32 protein-coding genes and 1 pseudogene are annotated in these 26,758 nt (G+C 73.2%); 20 read left to right on the forward strand and 13 right to left on the reverse strand.

All coding sequences use genetic code 11. The features are described from left to right. The first annotated feature begins 47 nt into the window (after positions 1–47). Positions 48–959 (forward strand): LysR family transcriptional regulator, encoded by a 912-nt coding sequence (locus ACZ5NJ_RS08330; protein ID WP_468763911.1) that lies wholly within the window; start codon positions 48–50, stop codon positions 957–959. On the opposite strand, the gene ACZ5NJ_RS08335 is transcribed toward ACZ5NJ_RS08330, so the two are convergent. After that, the gene (locus tag ACZ5NJ_RS08335) at positions 956–1,429 is read right to left on the reverse strand and encodes a pyridoxamine 5'-phosphate oxidase family protein (protein WP_468763912.1); all 474 of its coding nucleotides are present in this window, start codon (positions 1,427–1,429) and stop codon (positions 956–958) included. The two genes, ACZ5NJ_RS08330 and ACZ5NJ_RS08335, sit on opposite strands and share 4 nt — an antisense overlap. A gap of 76 nt (positions 1,430–1,505) precedes the next feature. Between ACZ5NJ_RS08335 and ACZ5NJ_RS08340 the strand changes: the two genes are divergently transcribed. The 8 genes from ACZ5NJ_RS08340 to ACZ5NJ_RS08375 all read left to right on the forward strand — a co-directional run bounded on the left by ACZ5NJ_RS08340 (position 1,506) and on the right by ACZ5NJ_RS08375 (position 8,179). Beyond that, a complete protein-coding gene (locus ACZ5NJ_RS08340; protein WP_468763913.1) occupies positions 1,506–2,120 on the forward strand; it encodes an isochorismatase family protein in 615 nt (204 codons plus the stop codon). An 18-nt stretch (positions 2,121–2,138) separates the two neighbouring features. Beyond that, the gene (locus ACZ5NJ_RS08345) at positions 2,139–2,996 is read left to right on the forward strand and encodes a HipA family kinase (RefSeq protein WP_468763914.1); all 858 of its coding nucleotides are present in this window, start codon (positions 2,139–2,141) and stop codon (positions 2,994–2,996) included. Next, positions 2,993–3,376 (forward strand): DUF3037 domain-containing protein, encoded by a 384-nt coding sequence (locus tag ACZ5NJ_RS08350; RefSeq protein WP_389611674.1) that lies wholly within the window; start codon positions 2,993–2,995, stop codon positions 3,374–3,376. Before ACZ5NJ_RS08345 ends, ACZ5NJ_RS08350 begins: the two co-directional genes overlap by 4 nt. A 156-nt stretch (positions 3,377–3,532) precedes the next feature. Beyond that, positions 3,533–4,294 carry a 3-oxoacyl-ACP reductase FabG gene (gene fabG, locus ACZ5NJ_RS08355; RefSeq protein WP_468763915.1) on the forward strand — a complete coding sequence of 254 codons (762 nt, stop codon included), beginning with the start codon at positions 3,533–3,535 and terminating at the stop codon, positions 4,292–4,294. 29 nt (positions 4,295–4,323) lie between these two features. Further along, positions 4,324–5,085, forward strand: a complete 762-nt coding sequence (locus ACZ5NJ_RS08360) for an SDR family oxidoreductase (protein WP_468763916.1) — start codon at positions 4,324–4,326, stop codon at positions 5,083–5,085. Positions 5,086–5,238: 153 nt separating this feature from the next. Continuing rightward, positions 5,239–6,822, forward strand: coding sequence for an ABC transporter substrate-binding protein (locus ACZ5NJ_RS08365; RefSeq protein ID WP_468763917.1), 1,584 nt, complete (start codon positions 5,239–5,241; stop codon positions 6,820–6,822). Positions 6,823–6,930: 108 nt separating this feature from the next. Continuing rightward, positions 6,931–7,599 carry a uracil-DNA glycosylase gene (locus ACZ5NJ_RS08370; protein ID WP_468764302.1) on the forward strand — a complete coding sequence of 223 codons (669 nt, stop codon included), beginning with the start codon at positions 6,931–6,933 and terminating at the stop codon, positions 7,597–7,599. Positions 7,600–7,732: 133 nt separating this feature from the next. Beyond that, the gene (locus tag ACZ5NJ_RS08375) at positions 7,733–8,179 is read left to right on the forward strand and encodes a hypothetical protein (protein WP_468764303.1); all 447 of its coding nucleotides are present in this window, start codon (positions 7,733–7,735) and stop codon (positions 8,177–8,179) included. A 40-nt stretch (positions 8,180–8,219) separates the two neighbouring features. Here ACZ5NJ_RS08375 and ACZ5NJ_RS08380 read toward each other — a convergent pair whose 3' ends face one another. Together ACZ5NJ_RS08380 and ACZ5NJ_RS08385 are read right to left on the reverse strand one after the other, a co-directional pair. After that, positions 8,220–8,780, reverse strand: a complete 561-nt coding sequence (locus tag ACZ5NJ_RS08380) for a hypothetical protein (RefSeq protein WP_468763918.1) — start codon at positions 8,778–8,780, stop codon at positions 8,220–8,222. A 118-nt stretch (positions 8,781–8,898) separates the two neighbouring features. Continuing rightward, complete coding sequence (locus tag ACZ5NJ_RS08385; RefSeq protein ID WP_468763919.1) at positions 8,899–9,423, reverse strand: DinB family protein; 525 nt, start codon at positions 9,421–9,423, stop codon at positions 8,899–8,901. A gap of 89 nt (positions 9,424–9,512) precedes the next feature. Here ACZ5NJ_RS08385 and ACZ5NJ_RS08390 point away from each other — a divergent pair, with 89 nt between their 5' ends. Continuing rightward, positions 9,513–10,424, forward strand: coding sequence for a Gfo/Idh/MocA family protein (locus ACZ5NJ_RS08390; RefSeq protein ID WP_468763920.1), 912 nt, complete (start codon positions 9,513–9,515; stop codon positions 10,422–10,424). On the opposite strand, the gene lnt is transcribed toward ACZ5NJ_RS08390, so the two are convergent. From lnt to ACZ5NJ_RS08415, 5 genes are all read right to left on the reverse strand, one after another. Continuing rightward, on the reverse strand, positions 10,363–12,063 hold the full coding sequence (lnt, locus tag ACZ5NJ_RS08395) for an apolipoprotein N-acyltransferase (RefSeq protein ID WP_468763921.1): 1,701 nt from the start codon (positions 12,061–12,063) through the stop codon (positions 10,363–10,365). The two genes, ACZ5NJ_RS08390 and lnt, sit on opposite strands and share 62 nt — an antisense overlap. A gap of 67 nt (positions 12,064–12,130) precedes the next feature. Continuing rightward, entirely contained in the window at positions 12,131–12,592 is a 462-nt protein-coding gene (locus tag ACZ5NJ_RS08400; RefSeq protein ID WP_468763922.1) for a nuclear transport factor 2 family protein, read from the reverse strand. A 57-nt stretch (positions 12,593–12,649) separates the two neighbouring features. Continuing rightward, complete coding sequence (locus ACZ5NJ_RS08405; RefSeq protein WP_468763923.1) at positions 12,650–12,838, reverse strand: hypothetical protein; 189 nt, start codon at positions 12,836–12,838, stop codon at positions 12,650–12,652. A 111-nt stretch (positions 12,839–12,949) separates the two neighbouring features. Next, on the reverse strand, positions 12,950–13,828 hold the full coding sequence (locus ACZ5NJ_RS08410) for an undecaprenyl-diphosphate phosphatase (RefSeq protein ID WP_468763924.1): 879 nt from the start codon (positions 13,826–13,828) through the stop codon (positions 12,950–12,952). 48 nt (positions 13,829–13,876) lie between these two features. Next, positions 13,877–14,593, reverse strand: coding sequence for a TVP38/TMEM64 family protein (locus ACZ5NJ_RS08415; RefSeq protein ID WP_468763925.1), 717 nt, complete (start codon positions 14,591–14,593; stop codon positions 13,877–13,879). 147 nt (positions 14,594–14,740) lie between these two features. On the opposite strand from ACZ5NJ_RS08415, the gene ACZ5NJ_RS08420 reads away from it, so the two are divergent. The 4 genes and pseudogenes from ACZ5NJ_RS08420 (at position 14,741) to ACZ5NJ_RS08435 (ending at position 17,982) form a co-directional block, all read left to right on the forward strand. Then, the gene (locus tag ACZ5NJ_RS08420; RefSeq protein ID WP_468763926.1) at positions 14,741–14,881 is read left to right on the forward strand and encodes a hypothetical protein; all 141 of its coding nucleotides are present in this window, start codon (positions 14,741–14,743) and stop codon (positions 14,879–14,881) included. Between the two features lie 93 nt (positions 14,882–14,974). Then, positions 14,975–16,155, forward strand: a pseudogene (gene tuf / locus ACZ5NJ_RS08425) (elongation factor Tu). Positions 16,156–16,230: 75 nt separating this feature from the next. Then, complete coding sequence (locus tag ACZ5NJ_RS08430) at positions 16,231–17,094, forward strand: patatin-like phospholipase family protein (RefSeq protein WP_468763927.1); 864 nt, start codon at positions 16,231–16,233, stop codon at positions 17,092–17,094. A 96-nt stretch (positions 17,095–17,190) separates the two neighbouring features. Beyond that, positions 17,191–17,982, forward strand: coding sequence for a spermidine synthase (locus ACZ5NJ_RS08435; protein WP_468764304.1), 792 nt, complete (start codon positions 17,191–17,193; stop codon positions 17,980–17,982). On the opposite strand, the gene ACZ5NJ_RS08440 is transcribed toward ACZ5NJ_RS08435, so the two are convergent. Together ACZ5NJ_RS08440 and ACZ5NJ_RS08445 are read right to left on the reverse strand one after the other, a co-directional pair. After that, on the reverse strand, positions 17,969–19,282 hold the full coding sequence (locus tag ACZ5NJ_RS08440) for an MFS transporter (protein ID WP_468763928.1): 1,314 nt from the start codon (positions 19,280–19,282) through the stop codon (positions 17,969–17,971). The two genes, ACZ5NJ_RS08435 and ACZ5NJ_RS08440, sit on opposite strands and share 14 nt — an antisense overlap. 94 nt (positions 19,283–19,376) lie before the next feature. Then, a complete protein-coding gene (locus ACZ5NJ_RS08445; RefSeq protein WP_468763929.1) occupies positions 19,377–20,414 on the reverse strand; it encodes a DUF8017 domain-containing protein in 1,038 nt (345 codons plus the stop codon). Positions 20,415–20,510: 96 nt separating this feature from the next. On the opposite strand from ACZ5NJ_RS08445, the gene ACZ5NJ_RS08450 reads away from it, so the two are divergent. Beyond that, on the forward strand, positions 20,511–20,963 hold the full coding sequence (locus tag ACZ5NJ_RS08450) for a DUF4442 domain-containing protein (RefSeq protein WP_468763930.1): 453 nt from the start codon (positions 20,511–20,513) through the stop codon (positions 20,961–20,963). A 96-nt stretch (positions 20,964–21,059) separates the two neighbouring features. After that, entirely contained in the window at positions 21,060–21,722 is a 663-nt protein-coding gene (locus ACZ5NJ_RS08455) for a DedA family protein (protein WP_468763931.1), read from the forward strand. 45 nt (positions 21,723–21,767) lie between these two features. On the opposite strand, the gene ACZ5NJ_RS08460 is transcribed toward ACZ5NJ_RS08455, so the two are convergent. Next, a complete protein-coding gene (locus ACZ5NJ_RS08460; RefSeq protein ID WP_395512145.1) occupies positions 21,768–22,334 on the reverse strand; it encodes a gamma carbonic anhydrase family protein in 567 nt (188 codons plus the stop codon). A gap of 132 nt (positions 22,335–22,466) precedes the next feature. Between ACZ5NJ_RS08460 and ACZ5NJ_RS08465 the strand changes: the two genes are divergently transcribed. Then, positions 22,467–23,207 (forward strand): acyltransferase, encoded by a 741-nt coding sequence (locus ACZ5NJ_RS08465; protein WP_468763932.1) that lies wholly within the window; start codon positions 22,467–22,469, stop codon positions 23,205–23,207. Positions 23,208–23,311: 104 nt separating this feature from the next. On the opposite strand, the gene ACZ5NJ_RS08470 is transcribed toward ACZ5NJ_RS08465, so the two are convergent. After that, complete coding sequence (locus tag ACZ5NJ_RS08470) at positions 23,312–24,178, reverse strand: EamA family transporter (RefSeq protein ID WP_468763933.1); 867 nt, start codon at positions 24,176–24,178, stop codon at positions 23,312–23,314. Positions 24,179–24,285: 107 nt separating this feature from the next. Here ACZ5NJ_RS08470 and ACZ5NJ_RS08475 point away from each other — a divergent pair, with 107 nt between their 5' ends. Then, positions 24,286–24,876, forward strand: a complete 591-nt coding sequence (locus ACZ5NJ_RS08475) for a helix-turn-helix domain-containing protein (protein ID WP_468764305.1) — start codon at positions 24,286–24,288, stop codon at positions 24,874–24,876. 43 nt (positions 24,877–24,919) lie between these two features. On the opposite strand, the gene ACZ5NJ_RS08480 is transcribed toward ACZ5NJ_RS08475, so the two are convergent. After that, positions 24,920–25,372, reverse strand: a complete 453-nt coding sequence (locus ACZ5NJ_RS08480) for a CoA-binding protein (RefSeq protein ID WP_468763934.1) — start codon at positions 25,370–25,372, stop codon at positions 24,920–24,922. A gap of 122 nt (positions 25,373–25,494) precedes the next feature. Between ACZ5NJ_RS08480 and ACZ5NJ_RS08485 the strand changes: the two genes are divergently transcribed. After that, positions 25,495–25,929: a hypothetical protein gene (locus ACZ5NJ_RS08485; protein WP_468763935.1), complete on the forward strand. Its 435-nt coding sequence runs from the start codon at positions 25,495–25,497 to the stop codon at positions 25,927–25,929. A gap of 186 nt (positions 25,930–26,115) precedes the next feature. Continuing rightward, entirely contained in the window at positions 26,116–26,745 is a 630-nt protein-coding gene (locus tag ACZ5NJ_RS08490; protein ID WP_468763936.1) for a YigZ family protein, read from the forward strand. Positions 26,746–26,758: the final 13 nt, after the last annotated feature.

Raw genomic sequence — 26,758 nt, forward strand, 5'->3', positions numbered from 1 at the left:
GTAGGACAAGCGAGATCTGCTGGCCACCACGGCGTAGCATCGCTTACATGTTGAACCTGGAACGCCTGCGCGCCCTCGACGCCCTCGCCCGCCACGGCTCGGTCAGCGGAGCGGCGTGCGGCCTCCATGTGACCACATCGGCGGTCTCCCAGCAGATGGCCAAACTGGAGCGGGAGGTCGGACAGCCGCTGTTCGCCAAGAACGGCCGCGGCATCCGGCTCACCGACGCCGGGCGGCTGCTGGCCGGCCACGCCGCCCGGATCATCTCCCAGGTGGAGCTGGCCCAGGCGGACGTCGAGGCCCAGCGCGGCCGCGCGGTGGGGGAGCTGCGGATCGGCTCCTTCCCCACCGCCATGCGCGGGCTGCTGCCCCGGACGCTGACCGCCCTGCGCGCCCACCACCCCGAACTGCGGGTGCTGGTGCGGGAGAAGGAGCCCGAGGAGAGCATGGCCGCCGTGGTCCGGGGCGACCTCGACATGGCCCTGGCCATCGACTGGCACAACAAGCGGATGCCGGTACCGGCCGAGCTGACCCGGACCCACCTCCTCGACGACGCCGCCGACATCGCGGTCCCGCGCGACCACCCCCTCGCCGACCGGGCGCAGATCTCCCTCGCCGACTTCGCCGACGACGACTGGATCTCCTGGAACGAGGGGCAGTTCTGCCACGAGTGGCTGGTCCACACCCTGCGCGGTACGGGCGTCGAGCCGCGCATCGCGCACATCGCCGAGGAGCACCACACCCAGCTCGCCTTCGTGGAGGCCGGGCTGGGCGTGTGCGTGACGCCCCGGCTGGGGCGGGGGCCGGTCCCGCCGGGCGTGCGCCTGCTGCCGGTGTGCGACACCGTACGGCGCCACGTGTACGCCGTCTGGCGCGCGGACGCCGACCGCCGGCCCTCCCTGCGCGCGGCCGTCGAAGCCCTGAAGGAGGCGGCGGCCGCGGTGGCGGGCATCCCCTAGAGCTTGGCGAAGTCCCAGGACACGAGCGAGTCCGGGGTCAGGCGGATCCAGGCGTGCCGTCCGTCGTACGGCATCCGCTCGATGCCGAAGTTCTTCCGCGGGAAGATCCGTTCCACCTCCGCGAGCTCCGGGCAGGGTTCGCCGGTGCGGGGCGCCTCGCCGACGAAGACCGCCGTGCCGGACAGCTCGACCCCGCGCAGCTCCCCGTACTCCTCTCCCGCGTCCACCAGCACCGACACCCGGGGGTCCTTCCGCAGGTCCGACCAGCGGCGGCTGCGCGTGATCGAGTACAGCCACAGGGAGGTCCCGTCCCAGGCGAACCACAGGGCGCCCACGTGCGGGCGCCCGTCCGGGGAGACCGTGGCCACCCGGCAGGTGCGCTGCTCGCGCAGGAACGCGTCCACCTCCCCGTCGGTCATCATGATGCGCCGGCCCCGCCGCTGCGTCCCCGGCCCGCTCGTCCCGTCCATCGGCACCGCACCCCTTCACATCTGACTGTGTGTCAGGAATCATGCGTCCTCGTCCGCCGACGCACCAGGGGGAGCCATGCCGGAGTTCGATCCCGCCACCACCGCGCTGCTCACCGTCGAATGCCAGAACGGGGTCGTCGGCGAGGAGAGCGCCCTGCCCGAGCTGGCCGAGGAGGCCCGGGAGTCCGGGATGCTCGGCCGGGTGGCCGCGCTCGTCGCCGCCGCGCGCGGGGCCGGGGTGCAGGTGGTCCACGCGGTCGCCGAGCGGCGCCCCGACGGCCTCGCGGCCAACACCAACGCGCGCCTCTTCCGGGCCGCCGGGAGGCTGCCCGTGCGCCAGCTGACCGGCAGCCGGGCGGTGGAGGTCGCCGCCCCCCTCACCGTGGACGGGAGGGACCTGGTCGTCCGCCGGCTGCACGGGCTCTCCCCGATGGCCGGGACCGACCTGGACGCCCTGCTGCGCAACCTCGGCATCCGGACGCTCGTCGTCACCGGGGTCTCCTCGAACATCGCGATCCCCAACACCGTCTTCGACGCCGTGAACCTCGGCTACGAGGTCGTGGTCCCGGCCGACGCCATCGCCGGGGTGCCCGCCTCCTGCACCGCCGAGGTGATCCGCAACTCCCTCGTCCTGGTGGCGTCCGTCACCACGGCACAAGCACTGCTTTCGCAGTGGGCTCCGCGGCCCTGACCGCCGTAACCTGGCCGGATGTTGTCCGAAGTGATCGCGACCCGCTATGTCACGCCCCTGCGTGAGGGCGGCTCGCTCCCGGGAATCGTCGAGGCCGACGACCTCGGTACCTACGTCATGAAGTTCACCGGAGCCGGCCAGGGACGCAAGACCCTGGTCGCCGAAGTCGTCTGCGGGCGGCTCGCCCAGCGGCTGGGGCTGCGGGTCCCCCGGCTGGTGCAGATGCAGCTCGACCCCGTCATCGGGCTCGCCGAGCCCGACCAGGAGGTGCAGGAGCTGCTCAAGGCCAGCGGCGGGCTCAACCTCGGCATGGACTACCTGCCCGGCTCGATCGGCTTCGACCCGCTCGCCTACCGGGCGGACCCGGTCGAGGCGGGGCGCGTGGTCTGGTTCGACGCCCTGATCAACAACGTCGACCGGTCCTGGCGCAATCCCAACCTGCTGGTCTGGCACGGGGACCTCTGGCTCATCGACCACGGCGCCACGATGATCTGGCACCACAACTGGCCGACCGCCCGGGCCGCGGCCGCCAAGCCCTACAACGCCTCCGACCACGTCCTGGCCCCCGTCGGCCCCGACATCGCGGCCGCCGCCGCCGAGCTGGCCCCCCTCGTCACCGAGGAGCTGCTCACCGAGGTCGCGGCGGACGTGCCCGACGAGTGGCTCGTCGACGAGCCGGGCTTCGACTCCACCGACGCGGTACGCCGCGCCTACGTGGAGGCGCTGCTGCCGCGCGCGGCGACGATCCACGAGAGGATCACCATGGAGGCCGAGGTGCGGCCGCAGACCGGTCCGCCGGGCTGGCTGGCCGAGCGCCTCCCTCCCCAGCCCGACAAGAATAAGAACAAGACCGAGCAGAAGAGCGGCGACGAGTGACCAAGCGGGACGTGTTCGAATACGCGCTGGTGCGCGTGGTGCCCCGGATGGAGCGCGGCGAGTGCTTCAACGCCGGCGTCATCGTCTACTGCCGGGCGCACTCCTACGTCGCCGCGCGCACCCACCTCGACGAGGCCAAGCTCCTCGCCCTGGACCCGAAGGCCGACGTGGCCGGGGTCCGGGCCGCGCTGCGCGGGGTCGAGGGGCTGTGCGAGGGCGGCGAGCGGGCGGGCCAGGCGGCGGGCGACGACCCGGGGCGGCGGTTCCGCTGGCTGATCGCCCCCCGCAGCACCGTGGTCCAGCCCGGGCCGGTGCACACCGGGCTGACGGCGGATCCCGCGGCGGAGGTGGAGCGCCTGCTGGACCTGCTGGTCCGCTGACCGGGCGGTGGGCGGGCGGCCCGGCCGCGGCGCGAACCCCGTCGGGCCGGGACCCCGTTGACACCGGGTGCCAGGGCTCCTAGCGTCTCCTCAGCTGAAGCTACTAAGCGGTTGCTCACCTCGGGCGGCCGTTTCTCAAGGGCGAGGAGAACCAGCATGTCCACCACCGAGCAGCGCGTCGCGATCGTCACCGGGGCGGCCCGGGGCATCGGCGCGGCCACCGCCCTGCGCCTGGCCGCCGAGGGCCGGGCGGTCGCCGTGATCGACCTCGACGAGGCGGCCTGCAAGGACACCGTCGAGGCCATCACCGCGGCCGGCGGCCGGGCCCTGGCCGTCGGCTGCGACGTCTCGGACGCCGCCCAGGTGGAGGCGGCCGTCGAGCGGGTCGCGAGCACGCTGGGCGCCCCGACCATCCTCGTCAACAACGCGGGCGTCCTGCGCGACAACCTGCTCTTCAAGATGAGCGACACCGACTGGGACACCGTCATGAACGTGCACCTGCGCGGCGCGTTCCTGATGGCCCGGGCCTGTCAGAAGCACATGGTGGAGGCCAAGTTCGGCCGTGTCGTGAACCTCTCCAGCAGCTCCGCGCTCGGCAACCGCGGCCAGGCCAACTACGCCGCCGCCAAGGCCGGCCTGCAGGGCTTCACCAAGACCCTGGCGATCGAGCTCGGCAAGTTCGGCATCACCGCCAACGCCGTCGCCCCCGGCTTCATCGCCACCGAGATGACCGCGCAGACCGCCGCCCGCGTCGGCATGGGCTTCGAGGAGTTCCAGCTCGCCGCCGCCTCGCAGATCCCCGTCCAGCGCGTGGGCCGCCCGGACGACGTGGCCAACGCCATCGCCTTCTTCACCGGCGAGGCCGCCGGCTTCGTCTCCGGCCAGGTGCTCTACGTGGCCGGCGGCCCGCTCAACTGACGACACCCCCGAGAGGCAGGGCGTACGGCATGACGTACAACGGCACGGACAGCGGCAAGGTCGCACTGGTCACCGGCGCGAGCCGGGGCATCGGCTACGGGATCGCAGAGGCGCTCGTCGCCCGGGGTGACCGGGTCGTGATCACCGGGCGCAACGAGGACGCGCTCAAGGAGGCCGTCGAGCGGCTCGGGGCGGACCGGGTGGTCGGCGTGGCCGGGAAGGCGCACGACGAGGCCCACCAGGCCGTCGCCGTCGACCGGGCGATGGAGGCCTTCGGCCGCGTCGACTTCCTGGTGAACAACGCGGGCACCAATCCGGTCTTCGGGCCGATGGCCGACCTGGACCTCCAGGTGGCGCGCAAGGTCTTCGAGACCAACGTGATCTCGGCCCTGGGCTTCGCCCAGCGGACCTGGCACGCCTGGCAGAAGGACAACGGCGGGGCGATCGTGAACATCGCCTCCATCGCCGGCGTCTCCGCGTCGCCCTTCATCGGGGCGTACGGGATGAGCAAGGCCGCGATGATCAACCTCACGCTCCAGCTCGCGCACGAGATGGCGCCCCGGGTGCGGGTCAACGCGATCGCCCCGGCGGTGGTCAAGACGAAGTTCGCCCAGGCGCTCTACGAGGGCCGCGAGCAGGAGGCCTCGGCGGCCTATCCGCTCGGCCGGCTGGGGGTCCCGGAGGACATCGGGGGCGCCGCCGCATTTCTTACATCTGCACAAGCGGAATGGATTACTGGACAAACCCTGGTCGTCGACGGGGGAATGTTCCTGAATGCCGGTGTGCACTGACCGATAACCGGACGTATTTGCCTCCCAGGGGGAGGCAAATACGTATCGAACACGCGCGAAAACGGTCAAGAGCCTCATGAAACCTGCCCATTGGATTTGTGACGCTCTGCGGTAGGGTCTGCCGCACCCGGTGGCTGATCGAGGAGCGTGCACGTGTTCAACCGGACCAGATGCCTGCAGATCACTGCGGCCGTTGCGTCCATATCCCTGGTCGCCGGATGCGGTCTGCTGTCGGACGACACCGACGCGGCCGCGAAGAGGATCACCGTCGGTACGACGAGCGCGCCGAGCACTCTCGACCCCGCCGCGGCATGGGACGGCTCCTGGGAGCTCTACCGGAACATCTACCAGACGCTGCTGGCGTTCCCCACGGGCAGCACCAAGCCGCAGCCCGACGCCGCCCAGAGCTGCGACTTCACCGACACGGCGAACATGGCCTACCGGTGCACCCTGCGCAAGGGCCTGAAGTTCTCCGACGGGGAGCCGCTCGACTCCAAGGCGGTCAAGCACTCCCTCGACCGGATCCGGACGATCAACTCCCAGGTCGGCCCCAAGGGCCTCTTCGAGAGCCTGGACAAGATCGAGGCCCCGGACCCGCTCACGGTCGTCTTCCACCTGAAGACCCCCGACGCCACCTTCCCGTACGTCCTCGGCTCGCCCGCAGCCTCGCTGGTCGCGCCCAAGGAGTACCCGGCCGACAAGCTCCGCTCGGACGGCAAGGTGACCGGCTCCGGCCCGTACACGCTCACCTCGTACAAGGAGGGCTCCGAGGCCGTCCTCGGCGGCTACGAGGGCTACGAGGGCTTCGCCAACCGCCGTAACGACGCGGTCACCATCCGCTACTTCAAGAAGTCCGACGAGATGGTCGCGGCCTTGAAGAACAAGGAGATCGACGCCACCTACCGAGGCCTGTCGGCGGCGGAGATCAAGGACCTGCAGAGCCCCGCCTCGCACAACCAGGGCGTCCAGGTCGTCGAGAACGTCGGCTCGGAGATCCGCTACCTGGTCTTCAACCCCAAGGACCCGCAGGTCGCCAAGGTGCAGGTGCGCCAGGCCATCGCGCAGCTGGTCGACCGGGGGGCGCTCGTCACCAAGGTCTACCAGGGCACCGCCGAGCCGCTGTACTCGATGGTCCCCAAGGGGGTCGTCGGCCACAAGACGCCCTTCTACGACCTGTATGGCAACGCGGACGTCACCAAGGCCCGCAAGATCCTCCAGTCCGCCGGGATCAACACGCCGGTGGAGCTGACCTTCTGGTACACCACCGACCGCTACGGCGGCTCCACCGCCGACGAGTTCACCGAGCTCAAGCGGCAGCTCGACGAGAGCGGCCTCTTCAGGATCACCCTGCGCGGCAAGCCCTGGAAGGACTTCCAGGTCGGCTACAAGAACGGCGAGTACCCGGTCTTCGGCCGCGGCTGGTTCCCCGACTTCCCGGACCCCGACAACTTCATCGCGCCCTTCGTCGGCAAGGAGAACGCGGTCGGCACCCCGTACGAGCCGGCCCAGATCCTGACCGACATCCTGCCCAAGTCCCGTCGCGAGAGCGACCGCGCGGCCGGCGTCAAGGAGTTCGAGACGGCCCAGCAGATCTTCGCGCAGGACGTCCGGCTGCTGCCGCTGTGGCAGGGCAAGCTCTACGTCGGCGCCCGCGAGGACATCGCCGGTGCCGAGCGGGCCCTGGACCCCCAGACCGCCATGCAGATGTGGGAGTTGTACCGCAAGACCAGCTGGTGACGGCGGGCCCCGGGCGCGGAGGCGCCCGGGGCGCGGCGTTGTCAGTGGGGCCCGGTAGGTTCTGGGGAGTTGCACGAACTTGTACCGGAGGTTGTCGACGTGACCCAGATGCTGCCCGAGTCGTGGCTGCCCGTCCTCGGCGGGGAGCTGGACCAGCCCTACTTCAAGGAGCTCACCGAGTTCGTCGAGAAGGAGCGGGCGAACGGGCCGGTCTACCCGCCGCGCGAGCAGGTCTTCGCGGCCCTGGAGGCCACGCCGTTCGACAAGGTGAAGGTGCTCGTCCTCGGCCAGGACCCGTACCACGGCCCCGGCCAGGGGCACGGCCTGTGTTTCTCCGTGCGGCCCGGGGTCAAGACCCCGCCCTCGCTGCGCAACATCTACAAGGAGATGAAGGAGGAGCTCGGCCTGGAGGTCCCGGACAACGGGTACCTGATGCCGTGGGCCCGGCAGGGCGTCCTCCTGCTCAACGCCGTGCTCACCGTCCGCGAGGCCGAGCCCAACTCGCACAAGGCCAAGGGCTGGGAGAAGTTCACCGACGCGGTGATCCGCTCCGTGTCCGAGCGGCCCGACCCGTGCGTGTTCGTCCTCTGGGGCGCCTACGCCCAGAAGAAGATCCCGCTGATCGACCAGGAGCGGCACGTCATCGTCAAGGGCGCGCACCCCTCGCCGCTGTCGGCCAAGAAGTTCTTCGGCTCCCGGCCCTTCACACAGATCAACGAGGCCGTCGCCGCCCAGGGCCATGAGCCGATCGACTGGCGGATCCCGGACCTGGGCTGACACCCCACCGCGCCTCGGCGCCAGAGCCGGTGCCTCCGGTTAGCGTCTTGACGATCGGACCGGATCAGGTCCGCGGAGCGAGCCGGAGGCCCCGTTGACGGAGCAGCAGCAGGAGGCGTCGGAGGACGCCGTCATGACCAGGATCGGCCAGGCGGTCATCCTGCTGCACGCCGGGGACCGCGAGGAGGCCCGCAACCGGCTCTGCGGGATCTGGTCCGAGATCGGCGAGGACGGCGACTCCCTCCACCGCTGCACGCTCGCCCACTACATGGCCGACACCCAGGACGACCCCGCCGACGAACTGGCCTGGGACCTGAGGGCCCTGAGCGCCGCCGACAGGCTCGGCGACGCGGTCCGCGTCTTCTACCCGTCCCTGCACCTCAGCCTCGCGGCCGACTACCTCAAGCTGGACCGCCCCGAGGCCGCCCGGGTGCACCTGGCCCGGGCCCGGGCCGCCACCCGGGCCCTGCCCGACGACCGGTACGGCGCGGGGGTGCGGGACGCCATCGCCCGGCTGGAGCGCCGGCTCGAAGAGGAGGCGGGGCCGGGGCCCCGGCCGTTCCCCGAGCAGTCGCCCTGAGGGCCCGCGGCCCCGTTACGGCCCCGTCCCGGCCTCCGTCTCAGCCCTCGTGGACGCCCGAGCAGATGCGGGCCTCCGGGCTGTCCGGCTGCCAGTGCCCGTGCCGGCGGCCCATCGCGCACACGTCCGCCGGGCGCACCGGCAGCTCCCGCACCAGTTCGCGCGGCACCCGCGCGTCGGGCCGTACCGCCCCGGACAGCTCCCCGGGGGGCCGTCCGGCGTGCCCGGCGGGCCTGCGGGGCTCCGGGATGTCGGGGACGGGCCGGCCGGACTCGGCGGCCTCCCCGGTGTTCCCGGACTCCGCGGGGCTCCCGGGTCCGGTGCGCGCCGTGCCCCGGCCGGCGGTCGTGGGCGCCGATGGCCGGGCGGCGCCGTCGCCGGGCACCGCCTTCAGGGCCTCCAGGGCGGGCGCCTGGACCACCACCGGCAACGCCCCCGGGCCCCCACGCGGCTCGTACCGGGGCGCCACCCCGTCGGCGGGGGAGCCGGCCGGCCGCATCGGCGCGGGGCTCACGTTCACGCAGCCGGAGACCGCCGAGACCGCCGAGACGGCGCAGGCGGCTCCGAGGAGCAGTTTCGTCGAGGTTCGGGTTGGATGCACTCGCGCAACTCTGCTGTGCGAAGGCCCCGTTGCGAAAACCCTGAGCCGATATTCACCCCGCACGGGTGACGCGGAGCGGGTGTCCGGAGGACACCACCCGCCCGGAGCGGGTCCCGGCCTAGTCGCCGGTGACGCCGTCGATGTGCTCGCGCAGCAGGTCGGCGTGCCCGTTGTGGCGGGCGTACTCCTCGATCATGTGGGTGTAGATCCAGCGCAGGCTGAAGACCTCGCCCCGGTGGTGGCTCGCGGCGTCCGACAGCGCGTCCAGGGAGCGGCCCGCCGCCGCCCGCCGGGCCAGCTCGACCTCCTCGCGCCAGACCTTCTCCGCGTCGGCCCAGGTGTCCGCGTCGGTGAACTCGAAGTCCCCGTCCCGGTTGTCCTGGGTGCTGTACAGGTCGGGCAGGTCCTCGCCCAGCGAGATCTCCCGGAACCAGTACCGCTCCACCTCCGCCATGTGCCGTACGAGCCCCATCAGGCTCAGCGCCGAGGGACGGAGCGGGCGGCCGCGCAGCTGCTCGTCGGAGAGGCCCTCGCACTTCCAGGCGAGGGTCGCGCGGTGGTATTCGAGCCAGCCGTCCAGCATCTCCCGCTCGTCGGCGGTGGTGGCGGGCTCGGCGCGGTGGTTTCCGGGGGAGATCGTCATGGCCGCCATCCTGCTCGAACGCGCCGTCGGCGACCAGCGATTATGCTGCGGAGTCCCACACGGAAAAGGCACATACCAGGAGGCTCCCGGTGAAGGTCGGCGTCATCGGACTCGGCGACATCGCGCAGAAGGCGTACCTGCCCGTGCTCACCACCCGCCCCGGGGTCGAGCTGCACCTGCAGACCCGCACCCACGCCACGCTGGAGCGGCTCGGCGCGGTCCACCACGTCCCCGAGGGTCGCCGCCACGCCTCGCTCGGCGCGCTGATCGCCCAGGGCCTCGACGCCGCCTTCGTGCACGCCCCGACCGCCGCCCACCCCGAGATCGTGGAGCGGCTGCTGGAGGCGCGCGTGCCCACGTACGTGGACAAGCCGCTCGCCTACGAGCTCGCGGACTCGCGCCGGCTGGTCGAGCTGGCCGAGGAGCGCGGCACCTCCCTCTTCGTCGGCTTCAACCGCCGCCACGCGCCCGGGTACGCGCAGTGCGCCGACCACCCGCGCGAGCTGATCGTCCTGCAGAAGAACCGGGTCGGGCTGCCCGAGGACCCGCGCACCCTGGTCCTGGACGACTTCATCCACGTCGTCGACACCCTGCGCTTCCTGCTGCCCGGCGAGGCCGACCACGTCGACGTCCGCGCCGTGGTGCGCGGGGGCCTGATGTCACAGGTGGTGCTCCAGATGTCCGGCGACGGGTTCACCGCGCTCGGCATCATGAACCGGCTCTCCGGCTCCGCCGAGGAGGTCCTGGAGGTCTCCGGCCAGGACTCCAAGCGCCAGGTCGTCAACCTCGCCGAGGTCATCGACCACAAGGGCCAGCCGACCGTGCGCCGGCGCGGGGACTGGGTCCCGGTGGCCCGCCAGCGCGGGATCGAGCAGGCCGTGGACACCTTCCTGGAGGCCGTGGAGGGCGGCAAGGTGCTCAGCGCCCGGGACGCGCTGCTCACCCACGAGCTGTGCGAGCGGGTGGTGCTGACGGCTTTGGAGCAGTCCTCGCGGGCCTGACCGCCCGGGCGCCCCGGGCCGCGCAGTACAGGGCCAACCCGGCCAGGGAGGCCGCGCCGGGCCAGTTCCCGAAGCGGACGAAGAGGGTCGTGCCCCGGGCGAGCGGCACCCGGTAGACGACCGCCGCGCTCGCCGAGGTGGGCAGCGTCGCGCCGACCTCCTCGCCGGACGGGCCGAACACCGCGCTGGTCCCGGTCAGGGTGGCGTGCACCATCGGGCGGCCGGTCTCGGCGGCGCGCAGGGCGGCCAGCGAGGCGTGCTGGGACGGCGCCCAGCTCTCCTGGAAGGTCGAGGTCGACGACTGGGCCACCAGCACCCCGGCCCCTTCGCCGGCCAGGTGCCGGCTCATGTCGGGGAAGGCCGACTCGAAGCACACCAGCGGGCCGATGCGGGTGCCGCCGGGCAGGTCCATGAGCACCGGCCCGTCGCCCCGCATCCGGTCCTCGCCCGCCGCCTTCCCGACCGAGGTGGCCCAGCCCAGCAGCGACCGCGCCGGTATGTACTCGCCGAAGGGCACCAGCCGCATCTTGTCGTACCGGTCCCCGGTGGGGCCTCGAGGGCCGACGAGGACCGAGCTCTTGTAGATCCCCGGCCGGTCCGAGCGGCGGGCGTCCACGTTGACCAGCAGCGGCGCCCCGACCCGCGCGGACAGCTCCGCCAGCCGCCGGGACAGGTCGGGCCGTGCCGACAGGTCCGCACCGATGCTGCTCTCGCCCCACACCACCAGGTCGGGGCGGCTCCCCGCCAGATCGGCGGTCAGGCGTTCCTCGACGGCGAAGCGCCGGTCCCCGCTGTCCTCCCCGTCGACCGGGCCCGGCTGGACGACGGCCACCCGCAGCGCGCCCGACGCCTCCGGGCGCGGCAGCCACACCCACACCACCGCCGTCAGCACCGCGCACCCCGCCACCGAGGCCAGCGCCGCGCCCCGCGCCCCCGGCACGGCGACCAGCAGCACCACCGCGCAGTTCACCGCCACCACCAGCAGGCTCACCAGCCACACCCCGCCCGCGGAAGCCAGCCGCAGCGCCGGGGCCACCTGCCACTGGCTGGCCCCCAGCAGCCCCCACGGCCCGCCCAGCCCCTGCCAGGACCTGGCCAGCTCCGACAGCAGCCACCCCGCCGGTACGAGGAACAGCGCGGCCGCGGCCCGGCCCGGAGCCGGTGCCCCGCCCAGCAACTCCCGTACCAGCAGCGCCCAGGGGATCCACAGCAGCCCCAGGATCCCGGCGAGCGGCACCAGGAAGACGTGCAGGCTCGGCAGCAGCCAGTGGTGCACCGCCACGATGAACCCCGCACCGCCGAGCCAGCCCTCCAGGGCCGCCCGCCGCCCGGTGGGGGCGGAGCGCAGCAGCAGCATCCAGGGCACGAGGGCCCCGTACGCCAGCCACCACAGGGCCGGGGCGGGGAAGGCCAGGCAGGGCAGCGCCCCGGCGGCCACCGCGCCCGCCGCCCGCCACCACCGGACCCGCCGGCCCGGGCCGCCGTGCGCGTCAGGCCGGCTCCGGACGCGGTGTCCGTGGCGCCGGCCCGGCCCGTTCGGGGCGTCGCGCCCGTTCCGTCCGTTCCGTCCGCTCAGGCCGTTCAGGCCGTTCAGGTTCAGGCTGTTCAGCCCGTTCCGCCCGCTCGGTTCCGCGACCATGACATGCCTCCGCCTCCAGTGTGGGACCGCGTCCGGCGGGCCGCGCCCGCACGCTCCGGGCCGCCGTTCAGGCCTGCGCGTGGCGCCACTTCTCGTGCACGGTCACCCCGGTGAGCCGCCAGCCCTCCGCGGTGCGGGCGAGCGTGAAGGTGTAGCGCCCGGCGGCGACGAAGTTGGGGGCGGTGCCCCGGTCGCCTTCGCCCGCCAGGCGCATCGGGTTCAGGAAGTCGGCCAGGACCCGCGCGCCGTCCCCGGGGGAGCCGTCCCGGTCCTCCAGCAGGATCCGCCGGTTGACGATGAGGTGCTGGCGCACCGGGAACAGCCGCATGGTCTCCGCGAGCCAGTCGGCCACCTCCCCGGCCGGCCCCTCGACCCCGCCCGCCGAGCCGTAGTCGGCCCGCCCGCCGGGGGTGAACAGGGCGCGGTAGGCCGCCCAGTCACCGTCGTCGACGGCGGCCGCGTACTCCGAGACCACCTCGTCGACCGCCAGCCGGTCCATCACCGTCGCCAGGTCCACACGCTGCGTCATCGGGTCAGTGTGCGGCCGGCGGCCGACGAGGCCAAGGGGCGTGCGGCGACCGGATCTTCACGGTGCCGCCCGGTGGCCGGAACGCACCTCCCGCTGCCGGACCACGACCAGGAACGCGTCACTGGCCAGGTCCATCACCACCTCCGCCGGCACGCCCTCGCGCATCCGCTGGGCCGCGTACTCCTCCGCGGGCCAGCTGCCCCGCGGACTCCCGGCCGGAAACCGCTCCAGTACCACCCGACGCATGGGACACCCCCTGCTGCTCGCCGTTCAGGTCCACCGGGCACAACGACGCGAAGGCCGCCCGGGAACGTTCCCGGGCGGCCTTCGCCGCGTACGCGTGTCCGAACGGCCCGATCAGCTGCCGGTCGCGCCCGCCTCGGCTTCGAGGACGCCCATGCCGATCAGTACGAACAGGGCGACGCCGAGCAGGATCCGGTAGATCACGAAGGGCATGAAGCTCTTGCTCGAAATGAACTTCATGAACCAGGCGATGACGGCGTAGCCCACGAAGAAGGCGATCACCGTGGCGAAGATCGTCGGCCCCCAGGTGATGTGACCGGGGCTCTCGATCACGTCCTTGATCTCGAACGCGCCCGAGGCCAGCACGGCCGGGATGGCCAGCAGGAAGGAGTAGCGGGCCGCCGCCTCGCGCGTGAAGCCCAGCAGCAGACCGCCCGAGATCGTCGCGCCCGAGCGCGAGACGCCCGGGATCAGCGCCATCGCCTGGCACACACCGAAGATCAGACCGTCCTTGACGCCCAGCTCCTTGAGCGTCTTGCGCTGCTTGACCACCCGGTGCCGGCCGCCCTGCTCGTCCCGCGAGGCCAGCCAGTCGGCGAAGCCGAGGATGAGGCCCATCACGATCAGGGTGGTGGCGGTCAGCCGCAGGTCACGGGCCGGGCCGGTGATCTGGTCCTTGAAGACGAGGCCGAGGACGCCGATCGGGATCGAGCCGACGATGACGAGCCAGCCCATCCGCGCGTCCTGCTCCGAGCGCAGCGACTTGGTGTACAGCGAGCGGAACCACGTCGAGATGATCCGCGCGATGTCCTTGCGGAAGTAGATCAGCACGGCGGCCTCGGTGCCGATCTGGGTGATCGCCGTGAAGGCAGAACCCGGGTCGTGCCAGCCGGCGAAGGCCGCGGTGAGGCGCAGGTGCGCGCTGGAGGAGATCGGCAGGAACTCCGTGAGACCTTGGACGAGACCGAGGATTAGGGATTCGAACCAGCTCATGTCGGTGGGTGCTCGTCCTTGTGATCGTCGGGCAGTTCGGGTCCGATGCTAGGGCCCGTGCGGAGCGGCACCGACCACAGGGGGGTGTACGGACGCGGGCTCGCCCACGGAGGGGGCGGCGAGGCGGTGGCGCCTGCGCCAGGCGACCGCCGCGGCCACCGCTCCGGAGACGGTGATGAACCCGGACGAGACGAGAAACGCGGGGGATCCGGGGGAGGACGCGCTGGCCCCGGCGATCACGTACGCGGCCGTGTTGGGCACCGTGCCGAGCGCCGTGGCCAGGAGGAACGGGAGCCAGCCGCAGCGGGACACCGCCGCCAGGTAGTTGGCCGCCGCGAACGGGATCCCCGGGAGGATCCGGACCGCCAGCACGGAGCGGAAGCCGTGCCGGCTCAGCTGGGCGTCGGCCGCCTCCAGCCAGCGCCCGCGCAGGAAGGGCCGCAGCGCCTCCTGGCCCATGGCCCGGCCCAGCCCGAAGGCGATCCCGGCGCCCAGCACCGTGCCGCCGACGGCCGCCGCCAGTCCGGACCCGGTGCCGAAGACCGCCCCCGCGGCGAGGTTCAGCAGCGGACGCGGCACGAACGCCGCCGTGCACAGCCCGTACGCGCCCGCGAACAGCAGCACCGCCACGCCCACCGGGAGCCCGGGAGGCCAGCCCTGGGAGAGCAGCCGCTGGGGCTCGTATACCAGGACGCAGACCCCGGCCGCCACGAGCAGTACGACGAGCAGCGACAGCCGCGTCCACGGCGCGAGGAGGAGGGACATCCGGGGAGATTAACCGACCGGTGCGGCACTCCGCCGTAATCCGGACCTCATCCGGGCCTCATCCGCCCGGAGGGATCCGGGCGGACGCGCCGCGGTCCGGCCGTAATTCGTTCGCCGCGCCCCCGCCCCTCGGGCAGGATCAGGGCCATGTCCCGGTACGCCTTCCCCGCAGCGCCGTCCGCAGTCGCGGACGCGCCGAAGGCTGCCCTCTCCGCCTCCTCGGCACTCGCCCTGGCAGAGGCCTTCGCCGCAGCGGCACTCGCCGCGTTCGACGGCGCACGAAGCTGACCCTTCCCGGATCGTCCGGCGGACCCCGCAGGGGGAGGGTCGGTTCGCTCCAGGGGTCCCGTTCCAGCTTCGAGACACGGGAAAGACATCATCATGGCCAAGACGGCCTTCGCCCGCACCAAGCCGCACCTCAACATCGGCACCATGGGGCACGTCGACCACGGCAAGACCACCCTCACCGCCGCCATCACCAAGGTCCTCGCCGAGCGGGGCGGCGCCTCCTTCGTGCCGTTCGACCGGATCGACCGGGCGCCCGAGGAGGCCCGGCGCGGCATCACCATCAACCTCACGCACGTCGAGTACGAGACCGACACCCGCCACTACGCCCACGTCGACATGCCCGGCCATGCCGACTACATCAAGAACATGGTCACCGGCGCGGCCCAGCTCGACGGGGCCATCCTCGTCGTCTCCGCCCTCGACGGGGTCATGCCCCAGACCGCCGAGCACGTGCTCCTCGCCCGGCAGGTCGGCGTGGACCACATCGTGGTGGCCCTCAACAAGGCCGACGCAGGGGACCCGGAGCTGACCGACCTGGTCGAGCTGGAGGTCCGCGAGCTGCTCACCGCCCACGGCTACGGCGGCGAGGAGGCGCCGGTCGTACGGGTCTCCGGGCTCGGGGCGCTGGAGGGCGACCCGCGCTGGACGGGGGCGATCGAGGCGCTGCTCGACGCGGTCGACACGTACGTGCCGATGCCCGTGCGGTACACGGACGCGCCGTTCCTGCTGCCCGTCGAGAACGTCCTGACCATCACCGGCCGGGGAACCGTCGTGACCGGCGCCGTCGAGCGGGGCACCGTCCGGCTCGGCGACCGCGTCGCGCTCCTCGGCGGCGAGGGCGAGCCCGTGGAGACCGTCGTCACGGGTCTGGAGACCTTCGGCAAGCCGATGGAGTCCGCCGAGGCGGGGGACAACGTCGCGCTGCTGCTGCGCGGGTGCACCGCGACGGGATCCGCCGCGGGCACGTGGTCGCCGCGCCCGGCAGCGTGCGGCCGAGCCGGCGCTTCACCGCGCGGGTGTACGTGCTCTCGGGGAAGGAGGGCGGCCGGACGACGGCGCTGTCCTCCGGCTACCGGCCGCAGTTCTACATCCGCACCGCCGACGTGGTCGGCGACGTGGACCTGGGCGCGGCCGGGGTGGCCCGCCCCGGGGAGACGGTGACCATGACCGTCGGGCTGGGCCGGGACGTGCCCCTGGAGGCGGGCCTCGGCTTCGCGATCCGCGAGGGCGGGCGCACCGTCGGCGCGGGGACGGTGACCGAGGTCCTCGGGTAGGCCCGGGTGTGGTGGCGGTGGTCGGGGTTTGCCAGACTGCCGTCACCAGACGGGCTGAGCGAGGGGCGGGCGGGGATGAGCGGCACGGCGGCACGCGAGACGGCACTGGTGCTCGGCGGCGGCGGGCTCACCGGCGTCGGCTGGGAGTCCGGGATCCTCTACGGGCTCGCCCGCGCCGGAGTGGACCTCACCGGGGCCGACCTCGTCGTCGGCACCTCCGCCGGCTCGGTGGTCGGCGCCCAGCTGACCTCCGGGCTGCTCACCCCGCGCGAGCTGTACGAGCGCCAGCTCGCCGACCCCGCCGGGGAGATCGCGGCGAAGATCGGCGCCGGCCTCATCGCCCGGTACCTCTTCGCCATGCTCCGCTCGCGCGACGCCGCCGAGTACGGCAGGCGGGCCGGCGCCATCGCCCTCGCCGCCGCCGGCACCCCGACCGAGGCGGAGCGGCGCGAGGTCCTGGCGGCCCGGCTCGTCTCGCACGAGTGGCCCGAGCGGCGCCTGGTCGTCCCCGCCGTCGACGCGCTGACCGGTGAGAGCGCCGCCTTCGACCGGGAGGGCGGGGCCGGGCTGGTGGACGCCGTCGCGGCGAGCTGCGCCGTGCCCGGGGTCTGGCCGGCCGTCACCATCGGCGGCCGCCGCTACGTGGACGGCGGCTTCCGCTCGGCCGTCAACGCCGACCTGGCGTCCGGCTACCGGCGCGTGGTGATCCTCGCCCCGCTGCCCGTCGGCGTGGGGCGGCTCCCCTCTCCCGTCCAGCAGGCCGAGCGGCTGCGGGCCGAGGGGGCGCGGGTGCTGCTGATCATCTCGTCCCCGGAGGCCCGCAAGGCCTTCGGCCGCAACCTGCTCGACCCCGCCCGGCGGGCTCCCGCCGCGCGCGCGGGGCTGGCCCAGGCCGCCGCGCACGTGGCGGAGGCGGCCGCCGTCTGGACGGCTGCCTGAGCGGGCCGGGCGCGGGCCCGCGGGCCCGACAATGGTGGGGTGAGCGACGAACAGATCCCGGTGATCCGGGAAGTGGGCCAGGGCACCGCCAAGCTGATGCCGGACGTGGACCGGGAGCGGGCCTGGCTGCTCACGGTGGACGGGGCGCCGCAGTCCTACGTGGACCTCGACGAGCCGGAGCACCTGGAGTTCGAGTACGTACGCCGCCTCGCGCACGTCCTGGACTGCGCGGCCGGGCCGGGGGAGGCGCTGGACCTGCTGCACCTGGGCGGCGGCGCGCTGACCCTGCCCCGCTACGCGGCGGCGACCCGGCCGGGTTCCCGTCAGACCGTGGTCGAGTTCGACGCGGCCCTGGTGGAGCTGGTGGCGGAGCACCTCCCGCTGGCCGCCGGGGCGCGGGTGGAGGTGCACGCCGCCGATGCGCGGGCCTGGCTGGAACGGGCCCCGCAGGCCAGTGCGGACGTGCTGGTCGCCGACGTGTTCGGGGGCTCGCGGGTGCCGGCCCGGCTGACCTCGGTGGAGTACGCCCGCCAGGCGGCCCGGGTGCTGCGGCCCGGCGGGCTCTACGCGGCGAACCTGGCCGACGGGGCGCCGTTCGGCTTCCTGAAGGCCCAGCTGGCCAACTTCGCCGCCGTGTTCGGGGAGCTCGCGCTGATCGCCGAGCCGGGGGTGCTGCGCGGGCGGCGCTTCGGCAACGCGGTGCTGCTGGCCTCCGACGCGCCGCTGCCGGTGGCCGAGCTGGCCCGGCGGTGTGCCGGGGACGCGTTCCCCGCCCGGGTGGAGGCGGGGGAGGGGCTCGCACGGTTCATGCGCGGGGCGCGGGTGGTGGCGGACGCCGACGCCGTCGCCTCGCCGGAGCCGCCGGAGGGGGCGTTCAGCCTGGGGTGACGGTGGGGGCGGCGGCGGGTACGGGTGCGGGCGCGCCGGCGGCCGCGGACTTCGGGGGGACCGGCCGGCGGGTGATGCGGCGGACCTCCGGGACCAGCAGGACCAGGGCCGTGGGGACGATCACCAGGGCCGCGCAGCCCCACAGGGCCGGGGTGCGGCCGAAGACCGTCTCGGCCGGGCCGGCCAGGGCGGTGGCCAGCGGGAGCATGGAAACCGAGCCGAACCAGTCGTAGGCGGAGACCCGGGAGAACTTGTCCTCGGGGATCTCCTGGTGCATCGTCGTCATCCAGTTCACGCTGAACACCTCGACGGCGGCGCCGCTGGCGAACATCACCGCGCACAGCCCCCAGGTGGGCAGCGGCACCGCGAGGCCCGCCGAGGGCAGCGCCAGCGGGAACACGCACAGGGTGCCGACCAGCAGCAGACGGCGGGGTTTCCACACCATCATCAGGACGGCGCCGGCGATGGTGCCGACGCCGAAGAAGGCCAGGGCCAGCCCCCAGGGGGCGGGGCCGCCCAGCCGGTCGCGGGCGACGAGGGGCCCGTACACCGCCTCGGCCGCTCCGACGACGGCGACGACGACGGAGAACTGGAGCACGATGCTCCACAGCCAGGGCCGGGTGCGGAACTCCACCCAGCCCTCGCGGAGGTCGGCCAGCAGGCCGCCGCCGGGTGCCCGGCGGGCGGTGTGGCCGACATCGAGGAAGGCGCGCAGGGCGCCGGCGACCGCGAAGGCGGCCGCGTCCACGGCCAGCACCCAGCCGGGGCCGATCGCGGCGATCAGGGCGCCGCCGAGGGCCGCGCCGCCGATGCCCGCACCGTTCATCGCCATCCGGAAGAGCGCGAACGCCCGGTTGGAGTGCTCGCCCGAGACGCTGGAGAGGAGCATGCCCTCGGCGGCCGGGTTGAAGAAGGCCGTGCCGGTGCCGCAGAGGGCGGTGAGCAGCATCATCTGCCACAGCCGGGGCTCGCCGGTGAGGACCAGCACCGCGAAGGCCGCCTGCGAGAGGCAGTTGAGGGCGTTGGCCGCCACCATCACGCGGTGGCGCGGGAGCCGGTCGGCGAGGGCGCCGCCCACGAGCAGGAAGAGGACGAGGGGCAGCGTACGGGCGGCCGCGACGAGGCCGACGTCGCCGCCGGAGCCGCCCGCGTCCATGACGGCGAAGGCGGAGGCGATGAGCGCTCCGTGGCTGCCGAGGTTCGTCACGACCGCGGCGCCGGTCAGCAGGGTGTAGTTGCGGCCCGCCCAGGAGGGGAGGCGGCGTGGAGCGGCGGGGGAGTCGGTGGGGGGAGAGCTCACCGGGGGACTATCCCCCGCCCCGGGCCGAGAATCCAAACGAATAACCGGAAAAAGGATAATCGGCCCGGAGGGGGTGGGTCGGGGTGACGTGAGGTCAGTTGTCGATGAGACGGACCGAGCTCATGATCTTCTCCTCGGTGGCCTGGTCCACCTCGCCGGGGACCCCGGCGGCGGCCCACATGACCCAGCTGGCGAAGTCACCCTTGGAGTTGCGGAAGCTGAAGGCGATGCTCTTGCCGTCCGAGGAGCACTTGTTCTCCTTGGGGACGTTGCTCACGGTGGCCGTCGCGTAGTGCCCCTTGAGACCGGAGAGGGTCGTGTACTCCTTGGACTCGGAGATCTTGACCTGCTCCTTCGGGAGCTTCTGCGAGTAGGCGGCGAACACCCAGGTGCCCGCCTCGCTGTGCGCGGCCCCGGCGGTGTCCTTGGCGCCCTGGCCGCCCTTGGTGCCGGTGCCGGCCAGTCCGGTGCTCTCCTCCTTGCCGTCCTTGTTGGAGTCCACCTTGCACCAGTCCTCCTTGAGGAAGGCGGGTGCGGAGAAGGTGACGAGGGGGGAGCCGTCGTGCTTCTCGGCGTCCTCGAAGCCGGAGATCACCCCGGAGCTCGCCACGTTCCACTCCGGCGGGACGTCGAAGGCGGTGCCGTGCTTCGGGTTGATGACCACCTTCCAGCCCGGGATGACGGGCTTGGCGTCGCCGCCGCCGCGCGGGTTGCCGCTCGGGGCGGGCGGGGCCGCGGAGGTGGCGGGGGCGGAGGAGGCGGCGGCGGGCTTGTTGCTCGCCTGGTTGCTCCCCTTGTCGTCCCGGGTGAGGACGAACGCGCCGGTCGCGGCCGCCGTCACGACGACCGCCGAAGCCGCCACGATGGCCACCGTCTTCGTCGAGAACGGGCTTCCGCCGGACGGCGGGGGCGCGGCCGGCTGCGGGGTGGGCTGGCCCCACGGCTGGACCGGCGGCGGGGTCTGGTAGCCGCCCGCCTGCGGGTAGCCGTAGCCGGGCTGCTGCTGACCGAATCCCGGCTGGGGCTGCTGCTGGTACGGGTTCGGCTGTCCCGGCTGCTGCTGGTACGGGTTCTGTTGCGCGTCCTGGGGGCCCTGCTGTCCCCCGGGCTGCTGCTGCTGTCCTGGCCACATGGCCGGTAACGATAGTGGGAGTGGCCTGCGGGAGCCACGTCCGCCCCCTCACGGGCTCTGGCCAACTTCATCTACTCGTGGGTAACATCGCGTGCCATGAGCGCAGAACAGATGAACGTGGGCGAACTGCTCGCCCAGACCGTCCCGATGGCCCGCACCCTCAACCTGGAGTTCCTGGAGACCACTCCGGAGCGCGCCGTCGTCCGGCTCCCGGACCAGCCCGACTTCCACAACCACGTCGGCGGCCCGCACGCCGGCGCGATGTTCACCCTGGCCGAGTCCGCCAGCGGCGCGATCGTCCTGGCCGCCTTCGGCGACCAGCTCTCGCGCGCGGTGCCGCTGGCCGTCAAGGCCGAGATCGGCTACAAGAAGCTCGCCAAGGGCGTCGTGACGGCCACCGCGACCCTCGGCCGCCCGGCCTCCGAGGTCGTCGCCGAACTCGACGCGGGCGGCCGCCCGGAGTTCCCCGTCACCATCGCCATCCAGCGCGAGGACGAGGCCGTGACCGGGGAGATGACCGTGGTCTGGACCCTGCGCCCCCACGCCTGACCCGTGCTGCGGGCGGAGCCCGTCACGGCGAGCGGATAGGCTGCCTGTTCGGCGGGTCCCGAGGGCGCGCCGGTCACGACGAGGGAGGGCGAACCGGTGCACGTCCAGGAATGGCTGGAGACGATTCCGGCGATCAGTGTCTATCTCCTGGTGGGTCTGGTCATCGGGCTGGAGAGCCTGGGCATCCCGCTGCCAGGGGAGATCATCCTCGTCAGCGCGGCCCTGCTGGCCTCGCAGCAGGGGCACATCGACCCCGTGGTCCTGGGTCTGTGCGCGGTCGCGGGCGCGATCGTCGGCGACTCCATCGGCTACGCGATCGGCCGCCGCGGCGGCAAGCCGCTGCTGGAGAGGCTGGGCCGGCGCTTCCCGAAGCACTTCGGGCCGGACCAGGTGGCCGTGGCGGAGCGCTCGTTCGACCGCTGGGGCATGTGGGCCGTCTTCTTCGGCCGGTTCGTGGCCCTGCTGCGGATCTTCGCCGGACCGCTCGCGGGCGTGCTGCGCATGCCGTACTGGCGGTTCCTGATCGCCAACGTCCTCGGCGGCGTCCTGTGGGCCGGCGGCACCACCGCGGTCATCTACACGGTCGGCATCGTCGCGGAGCCGTGGCTGAAGCGGTTCTCCTGGCTGGCCCTGGTGGCGGCCCTGCTGTTCGGGCTCGCCGTGACGCTGGTGGTCCGCGGCCGGATGAAGAAGGCCGCGGCCGCCGCCCGCGAGGAGGAGGCCGCCCGGGTGACCGCCCCCGCGGGCGCCGCGGACTGACCCCCGGCCCCGGCCCCGGGGCCGGGGCCGGGGGAGACGGCGGGCTCAGGACTCCGGGGTGACCGAGGCGCGGTGCTGCTTCGCCAGCTCCGTGTACATGGCGGCGTTCACCTTGATGTGCTCGCGCTCCTCCGCGGTGAGCTCCCGCCGCACCTTGGCCGGTACGCCCGCCACCAGCGAACCGGGCGGCACCACCATCCCCTGCGGGACCAGGGCCTGCGCGGCCACCAGCGAACCGGCGCCGATGACGGCCCCGTTCAACACGGTCGCGCCCATCCCGATCAGGCAGTCGTCCTCCACGGTGCAGCCGTGCACGACGGCGTTGTGGCCGATCGACACCCGCTCGCCGACGGACACCGGGAAGCCCGGGTCCACGTGCAGGGTGCAGTTGTCCTGGACGTTGCTGTCGGCGCCGAGCGTGATCGGGCCGCAGTCGCCGCGCAGCACCGCCGAGTACCAGACGCTGGCGCCCGCGCCCAGGGTGACGTCGCCGACCACGACCGAGGTCGGGGCGGTGAACGCCGTCGGGTCCACGGACGGCCGCCGGTCGCCCACGGCCGCGATGAGAGCTCCCTGACCGGCCTGGCCGGGGTGGCCCGTGTGGTTCGTCATGATCGTTTCCCTCTGTTTCCGGATGCCGCGCTACCGGCACCGTAGGGCACGGGCCACCCCCGGTCCGCGATGGGGTGAAGATCACAGGAACGCGGTCCGGACGTCCGGCGCGCGGCCCACTACCGTGGCCGGGTGCCGAAGAACCAGAACACGTTCTCATCCCTGGCGGCCCTGCGCCGCAGCGTCGCCAGCCGCGCGGTCCACGCGGGCTGGCGCTGGATGCAGCGGGCCGGCGCGGTCACCGCGCAGAACCCGGGCCGGCTGCGCTTCGGCGCGATCGGCGACGGCACCCGCCTCGCCTTCCCGCAGGGCACCGTCTTCGGCGAGGCCTGGATCCGGATGGGCGGGCATTGCATCATCGCCGAGCAGGTCACCCTGACCGCCGGGATGATGCCCGACCTCGACCTCGGCCCCGACCCGGTACTGGTCCTGGGCAACGGAGTCGTCCTCGGCCGGGGCAGCCACGTCATCGCCGACGCCCGCATCAGCATCGGCGACGACACCTTCTGCGGCCCCGGTGTCTACATCACCTCCACCAACCACAGCTACGACGACCCGCACGAGCCCGTCGGCAGGCAGTGGCCCCGCAGCGCCCCGGTGGAGATCGGGCCGGGCTGCTGGCTGGGCACGGGGGCGGTGATCCTCCCCGGGGCGAAGCTGGGCCGCAACGTGGTGGTGGCCGCGGGGGCCGTCGTACGGGGCGAGGTGCCGGACCACGCCGTGGTGGCGGGGGCCCCGGCCCGGATCGTGCGCCGGTGGGAGCCGGAGACGGGCTGGCAGCCGCCGCTGCGCACCCCGGCGCCGGTGCCGATCCCGGACGGGGTGACCTCCGAGCAGCTGCGGGGCCTGGCCCGGCTGGCGGAGGCCGAGTAGGAGCTGCCCGCCGGGGCCGGGGCCGGTCCGTCGCGGGCCGGGGCCGGTGCGGTGGGTCGGAGGCGGCGCGGTGGGGCTCGGAGGCGGTCCGCCCCGGCCCGGGGTCAGCCCGCCGCGAGCAGGACCGTGCCGGCCAGGGCCAGTCCGGCGCCCGCCGCCTGGACGCTGCGCAGGCGCTCCTTGAGCACGGCGAAGGCGGCGAGGGCCGTGATGACCGGGTAGAGCGAGGAGAGCACGGCGGCGACCGTCACCGGACCGCTCTGGGCGGCCAGCGCGTAGGTGCCGTTGGCCGCGACGTCCGCGAGGCCGACGAAGACCAGCGCGGGCAGCAGGCCCCACAGGACGCGCGGGCCGGTGCCCTGCGGCAGGGCGGGGGTCCCGCGGCGGGTCTGCGCCCACAGGGCGGCCCCGCCGACGGCGACGTTGGTGACCCGCTGGACGAACAGGGCGAGGAAGAGCCCGGTGACGGTGGTGGAGGCGTGCGAGATGAGCACCATCACGGCACCGAAGCCGAAGGCCGCGGCCAGGGTGAGGACCACCGCCTGCCGCTGCACGGGCGCACCCCGCAGCTCGGGGCCGCCCGCGAGCACGATGCCGGCGAAGGCCACCGCGATGCCCGCGAACTGGCCCGGCCCGGGCCGCTCGCCCAGCGCCAGCCCCACCCCGACCGGGACGACCACCCCGACCGAGCCCAGCGGGGAGACCACGCCCATCGGGCCGAGCGCCAGGGCCTTGTAGAAGCTGAGCATCGCGGCCGGTCCGACCACGCCCGCCGCCACCGCGAACCAGAGCTGCGGTCCGGCCTCGTGCCAGGCGCCCGTCGCGAGGACGACCGAGCCGAGCACGAGGACCGCGGCGATCTGCGAGACCACGACCACGGTGAGCGCCGGCAGGCGGCGTGTCAGCAGCCCGCCGCCGAAGTCGGCGAGGCCCCACAGCACGGCTGTGGCCAGGGCGAAGAGGGCGGTCATGGCGGGACCTCGCAGTACAGTGCGGTGAACGGTGGAGTGCAGCATCGATTACACCGCAGGTTAGTTCAGTCTGTTGAACTGTGTCATCCAAAATATTGGACGGAATGGTGTCGGATCTCGAACAGCTCACCCAGGCGCTCGCCCGGAACCTCAAGCGGTGGCGCGGGGAGCGCGGGTTCACCCTGGACGCGCTCGCGGCCCGCGCGGGGGTCAGCCGCGGCATGATCATCCAGATCGAGCAGGCCCGTACGAACCCGAGCGTCGGCACCACGGTCAAACTGGCCGACGCCCTCGGCGTGAGCATCACCACCCTGCTGGACCACGACCGCAGCCCGCAGGTGCACCTGGTGCTGCCGGGGCAGGGGGTGCGGATGTGGTCCAGCGCCCCGGGCAGCGAGGCGCGCATGCTGCTGGGCGACGACCGGCGCGGCCCGGTGGAGATGTGGACCTACCGCCTGGAGGCGGGCGACGGCACGGCCTCCGACCCGCACCCGGCCGGGACGTTCGAAATGCTCCACGTCACGGCGGGGGAGCTCACACTGGAGATCGCCGACGACCGGCACGTGGTGCCGGCGGGCGGGGCCGTCTCCTTCGAGGCGAACGTCCCGCACGCCTACCGCAACGAGGGCGCCGTGCCGATGGAGATGACGATGGCCGTGTCCATCCCGCCCGTCCAGCGCGCGGACACCCACCGCTGACGGACGCGGACGGGGCCTCGGGGCGGACGCGGGGCGGGACGCGCTACAGCGCCGGTATCTCGATGGCGGGGCAGCGGTCCATGACCATCTCCACCCCGGCCGCGCGGGTCCGGGCGAAGGCGGCCTCGTCGATCACGTTCAGCTGGAACCAGACGGCTTCCGCCCCCGCCGCGACCGCCTGGTCCGCGACCTCACCGGCGAGCGAGCTGTTCACGAAGACGTCGACCACGTCCACCTTGAAGGGGATGGCGTCCAGCGAGGGATACCCCGGCTCGCCGTGCACCGTCTCCGCCTTGGGATGGACGGGCACCACGCGCTTGCCGAACCGCTGGAGCACCTTGGCCACCCCGTAGGCGGCCCGGTCCTCGTTGCCGGACAGACCCACCACCGCCCAGGTGTCGCCGAGCTCGGTGAGGATCCTGCGGATGGTCGCCTGGTCGCCGTACACGTACGCCGCCTCCTGCTGCTGCCGGGTCTGGTGGGTGTTCCGCAGCATCAACGGAAAGGACACCTGTCCGATTCCCCGTAGACAGCTCAGGGCCCTGACTCGTCACGTCGCACGGCCGTGGCCGCTGTGTACCCTGTCGATCTGTTCGAACGAGCGAGGGGGACGCCGGGGTGGACATCGAAGGAGCGCATGCTCCGATCCAGCTCCCTGAAGGCAATTGGTGGGACTGGGACGTGATCGCCTGGGACGGCGGGCAGCTCAGGCTTGCCGCCGGCTACGACCTGTCTTACCACCACGGCCTGGAACTGGTTTTCGGCGATCCGTTCTTCGTCTGCTGCCCGGCGATGTTTCACGATCCGATCTTCCGTGCACCGACCGCGGACGAGGTCCTCAGAGTCACGCGTCAGGTCGGCGAAAGGCCGCCCGTCGTGGTCGCCTTCGAGGCCGACGCGGGCGGGCAGGAGCCGGTCTCGTGCCTGATCGCAGCCGAGCGGTTCGAGGTCGTCCAGGAGTCCGTCCTGCGGTACTGGCGCGAGGACGCAGGCCCGGGTCAGCGCTTCGCCCCCTGGGTGCGGCCCCCGGACCAGCAATCAACCCCTGGCTAGGCGGCCGCTGCGCCCATCTCGGCAGGTGGGGCTGGGAAGGCCAGCTCCTCGTCATACTGCTGGCCCGATCTACGGGACGGCCTCGAAGGCCCGGGTGGAGCCGGTTGTGGCGGCCCTGGTGCTCGAACAGCCCGCCCGGTTGTCCTCCGGCCCGGACTGCTCTTGAGTACGGATTAGGGTGGAGCGGTGAAGGCAGACCAGTACGAGACGGTGGCCCGCGAGGGGTCGCACGAGTCCGAGATCAACCGCTCGCGCTTCCTGTGCTCGCTGGCGCCCGCCGCGACCGAGCGGGAGGCGCAGGACTTCATCGCGCGCATCCGCCGCGAGCACCCCACCGCCACGCACAACTGCTTCGCCTACGTGATCGGCGCCGACGCCTCCGTCCAGAAGGCGAGCGACGACGGCGAGCCGGGCGGCACCGCCGGTCTGCCCATGCTCCAGATGCTGACCCGGCGCGACATCCGCTACGCGGTGGCCGTCGTCACCCGCTACTACGGCGGCGTCAAGCTCGGCGCGGGCGGACTGATCCGCGCCTACGGCGGGGTCGTCGGCGAGGCCCTCGACGCGCTCGGCACCGTCACCCGCCACCGCTACCGGCTGGCCACCGTCACCGTCGACCACCAGCGGGCCGGCAAGACGCAGAACGACCTGCGCTCCACCGGCCGGACGGTGCTGGACGTGCGCTACGGGGAGGCCGTCTCCATCGAGATCGGCCTCCCCGAGGCGGACGTGGACTCCTTCCGGGCCTGGCTGAACGACGTCACCGCCGGGACCGCCGGCTTCGAACTGGGCGGAGAGGCCTACGGCGAGGGCTGAGCCCCGCGCCGGC

It is taken from the genome of Streptomyces sp. NPDC032091 (genome assembly GCF_055580265.1).